Origin of the sequence: Streptomyces sp. NRRL WC-3742 (assembly GCF_000720635.1) — a bacterium.
Lineage (GTDB): Bacteria > Actinomycetota > Actinomycetes > Streptomycetales > Streptomycetaceae > Kitasatospora.
This window is the reverse complement of record NZ_JOCF01000001.1, coordinates 12,713-25,281: the sequence shown is the minus strand read 5'-3', so window position 1 is coordinate 25,281 and position 12,569 is coordinate 12,713. Positions and strand designations below refer to the sequence as shown.

Genomic DNA, 12,569 nt, shown 5'->3' with positions numbered 1-12,569 from the left:
AAACGGGCTCCCTGGGGGGACCAGGAATCTCGTCGAGCGGGGGGAAAGCGGTTCATGACCAATTGCGCATGGTGCGGCGCGGCTTCGGTGGAGGGATCGCCGGTCTGCGCGGCCTGCGGACGGCCCGCGGCCCCGCCGGCCGCGGCCGCGGTGCCTCCCGTGCCGCCGCCCGCTCCCCAGTACGCACCCCCACCCGGCGGCCCCGGCTACCCGCCGCCGCCCGGGGCGGGCTACCCGCCGCCCCCGCCCGGCTACGGACCCCAGGCCCAGCCCCAGGGCCCGTGGGGCGCCGGGCAGCCGTACCGGCCCTCGTACGAGCGCTCGCCCTTCCAGCGCTGGCTGGGCGGGGACTGGCGCCCGGTGCTCAAGGCGGCCGTCGCGCCGACCGTGCTGCTGCTCCTGCTGGCGCTGGCCCTGGCCATCCCCACGGACAACGCGGCCAACGAGGCGACCACCGGCTCCTTCGGCAGCGGCAGCAGGGGAGCCGACACCCCCGGCTTCGGCGACCGCTTCACCGCCGGGCTCGCCGTCACCCTCAACGCGCTCGGCGCGCCGCTGAGGGCCGGCACCCGCAGCGCCGGCGCGCTCGGCCATGGCACGCAGTTCGAGTTCACCGCGGTGCCGATGGCCGTCACCGTGGTCTGGCTCCTCCTGCTCTGGCTCGGCGTGCGCGCCGGTGTGCGCCGCCGCAAGGGCGACGGCGCACAGCTGACCCGGGGCCAGGCGTTCGGCGAGGCGCTGCGCACCACCCTGGTGATGACCGCGGTGACGGTGGTCCTCGGTCTGGTCTCCGGGACGACCTGGTCCCCGGCGAACGGCTCGCGCACCTACGGCTCCGACATCTACGGGTCCGGTGGTTACGGCTCCGGCGGCCGCAACTCCAAGTCCTCGGGCATCGAGGTCTTCATGGAGTCCGGCTGGGCGCAGGCACTGGCCTGGACGGCCCTGTTCGCCTTCCTGGTGGCCTTCGCGGTCTACGGCACCGACGCGCTGCGCTGGGCCGCCTGGCGCAGCCGGGCCGTGCGCGGCTGGGCGGTGGCGGCGCTGACGGCGGGCCAGGCGCTCGCCCTGACCTGGGGCCTCGCCTCGGTGGCCGGCCTCATCGTGGCCGCGAGCAACTCCGACAACGGCTGGCAGGTCGCGGCGGCGTTCGCCTTCATGCCCAACATGGGCCTGCTGATCCTCGGCTTCGGCTCGGGGGCGACCCTCCAGGGCTTCTCCCTCGCCGACAACGGCGAATCCTCCTCCGCCCTGCGGGGCCCGTACACCCACAACGTCGAGTACTCCTTCTTCGACCTGCACGACCTCACCGCGGACTGGCGCTGGACGGGCGTGGCGGCGATCGTCTCGGCGATCGCGCTCGGCTGGGCGGCGCACCGGCGCCGGCTGGACACGGTGGACCGGGTGCGCCTGGCGGCCGTCCACGCGGTGGTGCTCACAGCGGTGACCGCGGCGGCGGGCGTGGCGATGAAGAACTCGATGACCATGACCGGGTGGACCTCCTCGGCGCGCTCGACGATGTCGCAGGAGATGTCGCTCGGCCTGAGCTTCGGGACCGTGCTGCTGGCGAGCGCGATCTGGGCGGCCGTCGGCGCGCTGCTGATCCCGCCGCTGCTGGCGATGGGCCGCGGCGGGGCCGCACCGTACGGGGCCGCACCGTACGGGGCCGCTCCCTACGCCGATCCGTACGGCGGCGCGCCCTACGGGCCCGAGGGCGGTGCGACGTACGCCGGCCAGCCGGTGCCGCCGCAGGCGGCGTACCCGCCGGCCGCTCCCGGGTACGGCTTCCCGGCGCAGGCGGCGGGGCCGCAGGACATCACCCCGCAGCCGCCGGTGCCCGCTCCGGCTCCGTCGCCCGAGGCGGCTCCGGCCGCCGCGGCCGGGGTCGGCGAGGTGCTCGGCTCGCACGCTCCCGCGCCCGCACCCGCGCCGGCGGATGCACCCGCTCCGGCGGACGCGCGGCCGGCCGAGGAGCCGGTCGACCCGGAGGTCTGGCGCAAGCACCCCTGACGCGGTCGGGGCCGGGGCCGGGGCTGGTGTGACGACACCGGCCCCGGTTTCGTGCGTCCTGGAGCGGTCGGGGAAAGGGCAAAGGGCCCCGCGGGGGAACGGGGCCCTTTGTCGCTCAGCACTCGGCGTCAGGGCCGCGCCGGTGCTGCGGTGACGGCGCCGGGGGAGGAGCGCCGTCGTGTCGGTCGGTCTCGGGGCCCCGCCGCGGCTCCGGCGTGGGTGGCCGGGGTGCGGGGCGCACGCGCTCCCTTCGCGACGGTCCGTGCGCTGGTGCGCGCCACCCGTCACTTACGGAGCGTGAGCTGATCGCCGACATCCGCCTCCCTGGGCGACGGCGTCGGCGGGCCACTCCGAAGGCCGTTCGGCCTGTCGGGTGAACCGTTCACACGCAGCATCGTGCTGGACGGAGGGCCTGCTCTGCAACCGATTCGGCACAGTTCGCCGCAGTTCGTTTACCGCGGGGCCTCTCGAACGGTCCCGGTCGGATTCTGTGCGGATGCCGTGAGGGGGCCTTCGGACGGCCCTCGGGGCCGACACGGATGATCACGGTGCGTAGCGGTGCGCACGGTTGCGGCGCACGGGGACGCGCGTAGCGGCGCAAGGGCGCGACAGAAGTGCGCCGGGGGTGCGACGGTCGGCCCCGGGCGTCCCCGGCGCCGGCCGTCCCACCTCTCGGCCCAGTCGCGGCCGGGGTCGCTGTCCCCTGCTGGCCGGCCGCGGCACCCGCGCACGGTCCCACGGCGCCGCCCTGCCCGGCGGGGCCGGGGTCGGCGGCGCCACATGCGCCGGTGGACTGGTGTGAAGCTCCACGCGTGGTCCTGCAGTCCGTACGGCGATGCCCCCGGCCGGGGGCGTGGGGCGGCGCGTCTGGCGGGCGCGGCGCGGGCCGTGCGGTCGTAGGAAGCAACGAACCGCGGCCCCGCCCGGTCACGGTCGCTCGGACGGGCAGACGAGTGAAACCGGACAGCCCGGTAGAATCGGTGTCCAGACACCCCACACCCGTCCGCCGCCGACACCCCCGCCGGGGAGACGGTCCGGCGCGACACCTCGATACCGCTGCCGGAAGGCCGTCTGTGTCCTCTGCAATTCCCAGCCAGTCCCTGCCGGACAACGACCCCGTCCTGGTGGTCGACTTCGGCGCCCAGTACGCCCAGCTCATCGCCCGTCGGGTGCGTGAGGCGCGGGTCTACAGCGAGATCGTGCCGAGCAGCATGCCGGTCGCCGAGATGCTCGCCAAGAACCCGAAGGCGATCATCCTGTCCGGCGGCCCGTCCTCGGTCTACGAGGAGGGCGCGCCGCAGCTCGACCGCGCGATCTTCGAGGCCGGTGTCCCGGTCTTCGGCATGTGCTACGGCTTCCAGCTGATGGCGAAGACCCTCGGCGGCACCGTCGACAACAACGGCGCCCGCGAGTACGGCCGCACCCCGCTGACGGTCTCCCGCACCGGCTCCACCCTGTTCGAGGGCGTCCCGGCGGAGCACTCGGTGTGGATGTCGCACGGCGACGCCTGCTCGGCGGCCCCGAAGGGCTTCACCGTCACCGCCTCCACCGACCTCGTGCCCGTCGCGGCCTTCGAGAACGACGAGGCGAAGCTGTACGGCGTCCAGTACCACCCCGAGGTGCTGCACTCCGACCACGGCCAGCAGATCCTGGAGCACTTCCTCTACCGCGGCGCCGGCATCGCCCCCACCTGGACCACCGGCAGCGTGGTCGAGGAGCAGATCGCCCTGATCCGCGAGCAGGTCGGCGACAAGCGCGCCATCTGCGGCCTGTCCGGCGGCGTGGACTCCGCCGTCGCCGCGGCCCTGGTCAACCGCGCCATCGGCGACCAGCTGACCTGCGTCTACGTCGACCACGGCCTGATGCGCAAGGGCGAGACCGAGCAGGTCGAGAAGGACTTCGTCGCCGCCACCGGCGTGCAGCTGAAGGTCGTCGACGCCTCCGAGCGCTTCCTGACCGCGCTCAAGGGGGTCACCGACCCCGAGGAGAAGCGCAAGATCATCGGCCGCGAGTTCATCCGCGTGTTCGAGCAGGCGCAGGCCGAGATCATCGCCGAGGCCGGCGAGCACGGCCAGTCGGTCGACTTCCTCGTCCAGGGCACCCTGTACCCGGACGTGGTGGAGTCGGGCGGCGGCACCGGCACCGCCAACATCAAGTCCCACCACAACGTCGGCGGCCTGCCCGAGGACCTCCAGTTCCAGCTGGTCGAGCCGCTGCGCAAGCTGTTCAAGGACGAGGTCCGGATGGTCGGCCAGGAGCTGGGCCTGCCGGAGGAGATCGTCCAGCGCCAGCCGTTCCCGGGCCCGGGCCTGGGCATCCGGATCGTCGGCGAGGTCACCCGGGAGCGCCTGGACCTGCTCCGCGACGCCGACGCGATCGCCCGCGAGGAGCTGACCGCGGCCGGTCTGGACCGCGAGATCTGGCAGTGCCCGGTCGTGCTGCTCGCCGACGTCCGCAGCGTGGGCGTGCAGGGCGACGGCCGCACCTACGGTCACCCGATCGTGCTGCGCCCGGTCTCCTCCGAGGACGCGATGACCGCGGACTGGTCGCGCCTGCCGTACGACGTGCTGGCGAAGATCTCCACCCGCATCACCAACGAGGTCCGCGACGTGAACCGCGTCGTCGTCGACGTCACCAGCAAGCCCCCGGGCACCATCGAGTGGGAGTAGCCCTCCCGTCGGCCTCCCGGGGAACGCCCGGGGAGGCCGGAGCCTGAACACCCGCGCCGTCGTTCCCGTACTGGGGAGCGGCGGCGCGGGCGTTCGCGCCCCCCGGTTCCAGTGAAAGCGTTCAGGAGCGGGCAGAATACGGACCGGACCTGTCAGGTGCTGGCGGGCCGAGAGGGAAGGTGTGAGCGATGTCGGAGGCCAGCAACTCCCGGCCGGACGACGGGGGAGCGGCCGGTCGGGCCGACCGGGCGGCGCAGCGGCGGGCGCTCGCGTCCAGGTACGCGCTGCTGCCCCTGCGGCTCTTCCTCGGCGTCACGTTCGTCTACGCCGCGCTCGACAAGCTCTCCGACGCGCACTACCTGGGCGGCGCGGCCGACGCGGCGTCGTTCGTCTCGCAGACCCAGGCGGCCAAGGCCGGCGGCAGCCCGATCTCCTTCCTGCTCGGCCCCGCCCTCGACCACCCGACACTGTTCGCGCTGGCCATCGCCTTCGGCGAACTGGCGGTGGGCCTGGGCACCCTGCTCGGCCTGTGGGGCCGGATCGCGGCGCTCGGCGGCGCCACGCTCAGCCTCAGCCTCTGGCTGACCGTCAGCTGGAGCGTCTCCCCGTACTACCTCGGCAACGACCTCGCCTACCTGATGGCCTGGACCCCACTGCTGCTGGCCGGCACGCCGTACCTCTCGGTGGACGGCTACCTGGCCCGGCGCGCCGGGCGGGACCGCGTGCGGGGCCTGAGCGACGAGCACGTCCGGCGCCGGGCGCTGGTGGACGGCGGCATCGCGGCCGTGGCGATCGGCGGCGCCGGGCTGCTGGCCGGCTCGCTGACCCGCACCTACGGGCGGGACGAGAAGGCCGCGCCCAAGCAGTCCGCCGCCCCCGTCTCCGCCGCCCCGCAGGAGGCACCCTCGGTGGCGGCCGCGAGCGTGCCCGTCGGCGGCTCGGCCCAGGTCAAGGACCCGGTCACCGGGGACGCCGTCTACATCCTCCAGCCCAAGGCCGGCCAGTACTGCGCCCTGTCCTCGGTCTGCACCCACTCCGGCTGCGCCGTGGACGCCCCGAAGAACGGCCAGCTGTACTGCCCCTGCCACAGCTCGCGCTTCGACGCCGCCACCGGCGCGGTGGTCAACGGGCCGGCGAAGAAGCCGCTGCCGAAGTACGCCGTCACCAAGGACGGGGACAAGCTCACCCTCGGGCCGCTGCAGTCGCAGGCGTAATGCCGGGTCCTGGTTCCGGTCCCGGCTGCGCCGGACTGTGCTAGTTCCGGTCCCGGCTGCGCCGTGACACCGCCACCACCGCCCCGGCCAGGCCGCCCGCGCCCAGGACGATGAAGGCGACCGGGATGACGACCCGTCCGTTCACCGACTGGTCGTTGAGCGCCGCGACCAGGTACACCAGGGAGATCACGGTGAACAGCGCCCCCGCGATCAGCGAGAACACGTCGAGCTGGTGCTTCCTCACTGCTGGACCACCTTGATGTTGCCCAGCCCGATGCCGAGCCGGAGTTTGAGGGTGCCCTTCGAGGCTTGGCCGCCCCTCGGGTCGAGCTGGTAGGTGTGGCGCCCGGTGCCGTCGGAGCGGCCGTCCGGGAGGTTGATGTTGCCGAGGCCCACCCGGGCCTCCACGTCTACCGTGACGTCGGTCGGCACGGTGATGGTGACCTGGCCGACGCCGACCTCGACCTTGGTGGTGAGGTCGGCGCCCGCCGGGTCGAGCGCGGAGAGGTCGAGCCGGATCGAGCCGGCCGCGAGGTTGTAGCGGTCGCGCAGGTCGCCCGCGGTGGCCACCGTCCATTCGCGGTCGCCGACGGCGTTGTCCATCGAGTGCGGCGTCCGGCCGACGACGGTCAGCGCGAGGGTCATCAGCAGGCCGATCACGGCGAGCTTGCGGGCCCGGCCGACCTTGGCGGCGAGCAGGATGGTCAGCCCGACCACCAGGAGCCCGGCGGAGAGCATCAGCGTGCTCAGCTTGGTGACGTCGGTGTGGCCGTAGCCCACCGACCAGACGGAGGCGGCCGCGCCGATCGCCAGCAGGAAGCCGAAGAAGCCGAGCGGCGAGCGCTCCCGGGGGTGGCGGACCACGGCCGGGCGCGGCGGGCGCGGGTGCCTCGGGCGGCGGGAGCCCTCCTTGCGCAGCGGGTCGCCCTCGGGCAGGTCCGGCCGCTGCCACCAGGGCTGGGCCGGCGGGACGGGCGGAGGCGTGACGGGGTCGCCGCCGTACGGGTTGCGCTCCGGGTGGCGCGGGTCCCACAGGTAGCCGCTGGGGCCGGGCACGGGGGAGTCGGCCGGGACGGTGCCGGCGGCCCGCTCGGCGGCGTGCCTGGCGCGGGCCTCCTCGGCGTCGCCCGGCTGGGGCCACTGGTACGCCTCGGCGTCCGGGTACATCCGGTCGTACGGGCCGCCGCGGCGGCGCCCGCGACGGCGTCCGCGACGGCGCTCGGGGTCGTAGCGCACCGCGAGGAAGACCAGCCCGGCGAGGAGCAGCAGCGGGAACATCTGGTCGCCGTCGCCCATCATCGAGAAGAACACCCCGGTGCCGATCACCGTCAGCAGCACCGCGCCGATCGACTGGCCGTCGACCCGGCCGGTGAGCACCCGCTGGAGCTCGGTGCGCCCGCCGCGGCCGTCGGCGTCGGTGCTGCCCTCGGTCGGGACGACCAGCCAGGCCAGACCGTACAGGAACAGCCCGAGGCCACCGGAGAGGCAGAGCACCACGGTGACCACCCGGAAGACCACCGGATCGATGTCCAGGTGCCGGCCCAGGCCCCCGCAGACGCCGGCCACCACGCGGTGGCGCTCGGCCCTGGTGAGCGGCGGGCGCTCGGCCTCGGGCGGCGAGGCGGGCCCGGTCTCCTCGATGCGCTGGTCCTCGGTCATGGGGACCATCCTTCCGGCTGGGCCCGGCCCGGCCCAACCGGGTGCGCCCCTGTCCGCACCCTGACTTGTCCCTGATAACGGGTAGGGCCCCACCCTGATGCGCCCGCGGGCGCCCGCGTGGAACCATCGTGGCGTGGCAGCACCCGGTACCGATCCCCGCCCCCTCGCCCCCGACGCCCCGTCGGCCGGCGCCGACCCGGCCGCGCCCGACGAAGGGCGCCCGCCCTACCGCCGGCTGTACCGGAGCCCGCGCGGGCGCATGCTCGGCGGCGTCGCGCACGGACTGGCGCTGCACCTCGGGCTGCCGGTGCGGTGGGTGCGGCTGGCGTTCGTGCTGCTCTTCCTGGCGCAGGGGATCGGCGCGCTGCTGTACGCCGCGTTCTGGTTCGTGGTGCCGATCGGCATCGGCGAGCCCGCGCGGCGCGGCGCCTCGCAGTGGGCGTACGTCAACGGGGTCTTCGTCCCGGCCGGCAGCTGGCAGCAGAGCGGCGCGCTCACCAAGGGCCGTCCCGGGGGCGGCGGTTGGGTCGGACGGCTGCGCTCGCTGCTCCAGCACGCCCTCCAGGGCGAGCCGGTCGCGCCTGTCGACGCCCCCGGGGAGGGCGAGGCCGAGACCCCGTCCAAGGGCGGGCAGGGCGGCATCGGGCAGCTGGCCGCGCTCGTGCTGACCGTCGTCGGCCTGATCGCCCTGCTCAACCTGCTCGGCTGGCAGACCGCCAAGCCGTACACCTGGCCGCTGCTGGCGATCGGCGTGGGCGTCGCCCTGGTGTGGCGTCAGGCCGACGACTCGCGCTGGCAGCGCTGGTTCGGCCTCGAGGAGGGCAACAGGCGGCGCGGCGCCTACACCCGGGTCGGCGCCGGCGTGCTCCTCGCGGTGGCCGGCACCATCGCGCTGCTCGCCATGCAGGGCGACGGCTCGGCCATCGGCTCGGTGATCGAGGCGTCCATCGCGGTGCTCGCCGGGGTGCTGGTGCTGCTCGGCCCGTACGGCCTGCGGCTCTGGCAGGACCTCAACGCCGAGCGCACCGCCCGCATCCGCGCCCAGGAGCGCGCCGAGATCGCCGCGCACATCCACGACTCGGTGCTGCACACCCTGACCCTGATCCAGCGCCGGGCCGAGGACCCCAAGGAGGTGCAGCGCCTGGCCCGCTCGCAGGAGCGCGAGCTGCGGCTGTGGCTGTACCGCCCGGAGGCCGTCGCCGAGGCCGCGCCGGACACCATGGCGGAGAGCCTGCGCGTCGCCGTCGCCGAGGTCGAGGACCGCCACGGCGTCCCCGTCGAGCTGGTCATCGTGGGCGACTGCCCGATGGACGACAGGATCGCGGCACAGATGCAGGCCGCGAGGGAGGCGACCGTCAACGCGGCCAAGTACGGTGGCGGGGGACCGGTCCAGGTCTACGCCGAGGTGGAGGGGAAGAAGGTGTCGGTGTTCGTGCGCGACCACGGCCCCGGCTTCGACCCCGACACGGTGCCCGAGGACCGGATGGGCGTACGGGAGTCGATCATCGGCCGGATGAAGCGCAACGGGGGCACCGCCAGGGTGCGGCCCGCGGCGGGCGGCGGGACCGAGGTCGAGCTGGAGATGGAGAGAACGAATGACTGAGGCAGCTCCGGAGCGCACGGCGAGGGTCGTCCTGGTGGACGACCACCGGATGTTCCGGACGGGGGTCAGGGCCGAGATCGGCCGTACCGAGGTGACCGGCATCGACGTGGTCGGCGAGGCCGACGACGTCGACTCGGCGGTCCGCGTCGTCGCCGAGACCAGGCCGGACGTGGTGCTGCTCGACGTGCACCTGCCCGGCGGGGGCGGCGTCGAGGTGCTGCGCCGCTCGGCCGGGCTGATGGGCGAGCAGGGAGGGGTCAAGTTCCTGGCGCTGTCCGTCTCGGACGCCGCCGAGGACGTCATCGGCGTGATCCGCGGCGGCGCGCGCGGCTACGTCACCAAGACCATCACCGGCACCGACCTGGTCGACGCGATCTTCCGCATCGGCGACGGCGACGCGGTCTTCTCCCCGCGCCTGGCCGGCTTCGTCCTGGACGCCTTCGCCGCCACCGACACCCCGCCCGTGGACGAGGACCTCGACCGCCTCACCCAGCGCGAACGCGAGGTCCTGCGCCTGATCGCCCGGGGCTACGCCTACAAGGAGATCGCCAAGCAGCTCTTCATCTCCGTGAAGACGGTCGAGAGCCACGTCTCCGCGGTCCTGCGCAAGCTCCAGCTCAGCAACCGCCACGAACTCACCCGCTGGGCCACCGCCCGCCGCCTGGTCTGACCGGCGCACTGCATCCGTAGTGGTACTACATCCGTAGTGCCACTACGGATGTAGTGCGGAGCCCGTCCGCTCCCCGGGGCCGGGCGGGCTTGTCGGTGGGTGGCCATAGACTCGGCAGTGCCATGAATAGCCTCTTTGACGACCTTCCGCTCCCCGGTTTCGAGGCCCCGGCCGCCGGGTCGAAGCAGCCCGCCGTGCCCCTGGACGAGGAGCCGCCGCCGTACGAGGACGACCGGCCGTACGACGCGTACGAGGAGTCGATCCCCGAGGGGCTGTTCCAGACGGACCACGCCGCCGAGACCGAGCGGGACGCCTGGTACCGCAACGGCTCCGCCCGGACGGTGGTCGACCCGGCGCAGCTGCTGGAGGGCATGAACGACCCGCAGCGCGAGGCCGTGCTGCACGCCGGCTCGCCGCTGCTGATCGTGGCCGGGGCCGGCTCCGGCAAGACCCGGGTGCTCACCCACCGGATCGCCTACCTGCTGGGCGCGCGCGGGGTGCAGCCGGGCGAGATCCTGGCGATCACCTTCACCAACAAGGCCGCCGGGGAGATGCGCGAGCGCGTCGAGGCGCTGGTCGGCCCCCGCGCCCGGGCGATGTGGGTGTCCACCTTCCACAGCGCCTGCGTGCGCATCCTGCGCCGCGAGTCCAAGCAGCTGGGCTTCACCTCCAGCTTCTCGATCTACGACTCCGCCGACTCGCAGCGGCTGATGTCGCTGGTCTGCCGCGACCTCGACCTGGACCCGAAGCAGTTCCCGCCGAAGTCCTTCACGGCGAAGGTCAGCAACCTCAAGAACGAGCTGATCGACGAGGAGACCTTCGCCGACCAGGCCGCCAACCCGATGGAGAAGAAGCTCGCCGAGGCGTACGCGCTGTACCAGCGGCGCCTGCGCGAGGCCAACGCGCTGGACTTCGACGACATCATCATGACCACGGTGAACCTGCTCCAGGCGTTCCCCGACGTCGCCGAGCACTACCGGCGCCGCTTCCGGCACATCCTGGTCGACGAGTACCAGGACACCAACCACGCCCAGTACACCCTGGTGCGCGAGCTGACCGGCGGCTCGGTGGCCGACGCACCCAAGCGCACCGTCGACGGGGACTTCGTGAACCCCGCCGCCGGCCGCCTGGCCGAGGTGCCCCCGGCCGAGCTGTGCGTCGTCGGTGACGCGGACCAGTCGATCTACGCCTTCCGCGGCGCGACCATCCGCAACATCCTCCAGTTCGAGGAGGACTACCCCGACGCGACCACGATCCTGCTGGAGCAGAACTACCGCTCCACGCAGACCATCCTCAGCGCCGCCAACGCCGTCATCGAGCGCAACGCCAACCGCCGCGAGAAGAAGCTGTGGACGGCCGGCGAGCACGGCGAGAAGGTCATCGGGTACGTCGCGGACGACGAGCACGGCGAGGCCCAGTTCATCGCCGACGAGATCGACCGGCTCACCGACAAGGGCGAGGCCAAGCCCGGCGACGTCGCGATCTTCTACCGGACCAACGCCCAGTCCCGCGTCTTCGAGGAGGTGTTCATCCGCGTCGGCCTGCCGTACAAGGTCGTCGGCGGGGTGCGCTTCTACGAGCGCAAGGAGGTCCGGGACGTCCTGGCGTACCTGCGGGTGCTCTCCAACCCGGAGGACACCGTGCCGCTGCGCCGCATCCTCAACGTGCCCAAGCGCGGCATCGGGGAGCGCGCCGAGGCGATGGTCGACGCGCTGGCCGCGCGGGAGCGCATCTCCTTCGCCCAGGCGCTGCTGCGTGTCGACGAGGCGTACGGGATGGCCGCGCGCTCGGCCAACGCCGTGAAGAAGTTCAACGTGCTGATGGCCGGGCTGCGCCAGGTCGTCGAGTCGGGCGCGGGCCCGGCGGCGGTGCTGGAGGCCGTCCTGGAGGAGACCGGGTACCTGGCCGAGCTGCAGTCCTCCACCGACCCGCAGGACGAGACGCGGGTGGAGAACCTCCAGGAGCTGGCCTCCGTCGCCCTCGAGTACGAGCAGGACCCGGGGGAGCGGCCGGACGCGGGCGAGGACGGCACTCCGCCGGTCGGCTCGCTGGCGGACTTCCTGGAGCGGGTCGCCCTGGTCGCCGACTCGGACCAGATCCCGGACGAGGACGAGGAGGGGCGGGGCGTCATCACGATGATGACCCTGCACACCGCCAAGGGCCTGGAGTTCCCCGTCGTCTTCCTGACCGGCATGGAGGACGGGATCTTCCCGCACATGCGGGCGCTCAACCAGGTCAAGGAGCTGGAGGAGGAGCGCCGGCTCGCGTACGTCGGCCTCACCCGGGCGCGGGAGCGGCTGTACCTGACGCGCTCGGTGCTGCGCAGCGCCTGGGGGCAGCCGGCGTACAACCCGGCCTCGCGGTTCCTGGAGGAGATCCCGGACACGCTGGTCGACTGGAAGCGGACGGGGGCGGCGCAGGCGCCCGTCCAGCGGGGCTTCTCCTCGGGCTCGTCCTGGGGCAAGTCCTCGTCCGGGGGCGGGAGTTCGCGCTCCTCCTCGGCCTCGGCGGCCTCGCCGAAGGCGGGCTGGGGGCAGTCGGTGCGGCGCGGCGGGAAGGTCGTGGAGCGCGAGGTGGTCGCGCTCGCCGTCGGCGACCGGGTCACCCACGACACGTTCGGGCTGGGCACGGTGGTGAGCGTGGCGGGCGTCGGCGACAACGCCCAGGTCGAGGTGGACTTCGGCTCGGGCGGGCGCAAGCGGCTCGTCCTGCGCTACGCGCCGGTCGAGAAGCTCTGAGCATCC

General features: G+C 73.7%; 8 protein-coding genes. 6 read left to right on the top strand and 2 right to left on the bottom strand.

The features are described from left to right. The first annotated feature begins 54 nt into the window (after positions 1-54). The 3 genes from IH61_RS47585 (at position 55) to IH61_RS49860 (ending at position 5,893) form a co-directional block, all read left to right on the top strand. The gene (locus IH61_RS47585; RefSeq protein WP_199823247.1) at positions 55-2,010 is read left to right on the top strand and encodes a hypothetical protein; all 1,956 of its coding nucleotides are present in this window, start codon (positions 55-57) and stop codon (positions 2,008-2,010) included. 1,073 nt (positions 2,011-3,083) lie between these two features. Further along, positions 3,084-4,679 (top strand): glutamine-hydrolyzing GMP synthase, encoded by a 1,596-nt coding sequence (gene guaA / locus IH61_RS0100085; protein ID WP_031062906.1) that lies wholly within the window; start codon positions 3,084-3,086, stop codon positions 4,677-4,679. A gap of 188 nt (positions 4,680-4,867) precedes the next feature. Continuing rightward, positions 4,868-5,893: a Rieske 2Fe-2S domain-containing protein gene (locus IH61_RS49860; RefSeq protein WP_063763108.1), complete on the top strand. Its 1,026-nt coding sequence runs from the start codon at positions 4,868-4,870 to the stop codon at positions 5,891-5,893. Positions 5,894-5,933: 40 nt separating this feature from the next. Here IH61_RS49860 and IH61_RS0100075 read toward each other — a convergent pair whose 3' ends face one another. Continuing rightward, positions 5,934-6,137, bottom strand: coding sequence for a hypothetical protein (locus IH61_RS0100075; RefSeq protein WP_031062900.1), 204 nt, complete (start codon positions 6,135-6,137; stop codon positions 5,934-5,936). Further along, a complete protein-coding gene (locus tag IH61_RS0100070; RefSeq protein WP_031062897.1) occupies positions 6,134-7,552 on the bottom strand; it encodes a PspC domain-containing protein in 1,419 nt (472 codons plus the stop codon). The genes IH61_RS0100075 and IH61_RS0100070 overlap by 4 nt, the downstream gene beginning before the upstream one ends. A gap of 133 nt (positions 7,553-7,685) precedes the next feature. Here IH61_RS0100070 and IH61_RS0100065 point away from each other — a divergent pair, with 133 nt between their 5' ends. The 3 genes from IH61_RS0100065 to pcrA all read left to right on the top strand — a co-directional run bounded on the left by IH61_RS0100065 (position 7,686) and on the right by pcrA (position 12,563). Further along, positions 7,686-9,155, top strand: coding sequence for a PspC domain-containing protein (locus tag IH61_RS0100065; protein ID WP_420713814.1), 1,470 nt, complete (start codon positions 7,686-7,688; stop codon positions 9,153-9,155). Then, a complete protein-coding gene (locus IH61_RS0100060) occupies positions 9,148-9,825 on the top strand; it encodes a LuxR C-terminal-related transcriptional regulator (protein ID WP_031062893.1) in 678 nt (225 codons plus the stop codon). Before IH61_RS0100065 ends, IH61_RS0100060 begins: the two co-directional genes overlap by 8 nt. Before the next feature lie 122 nt (positions 9,826-9,947). Next, positions 9,948-12,563: a DNA helicase PcrA gene (pcrA, locus tag IH61_RS0100055; protein ID WP_031062890.1), complete on the top strand. Its 2,616-nt coding sequence runs from the start codon at positions 9,948-9,950 to the stop codon at positions 12,561-12,563. Positions 12,564-12,569 lie beyond the last annotated feature (6 nt).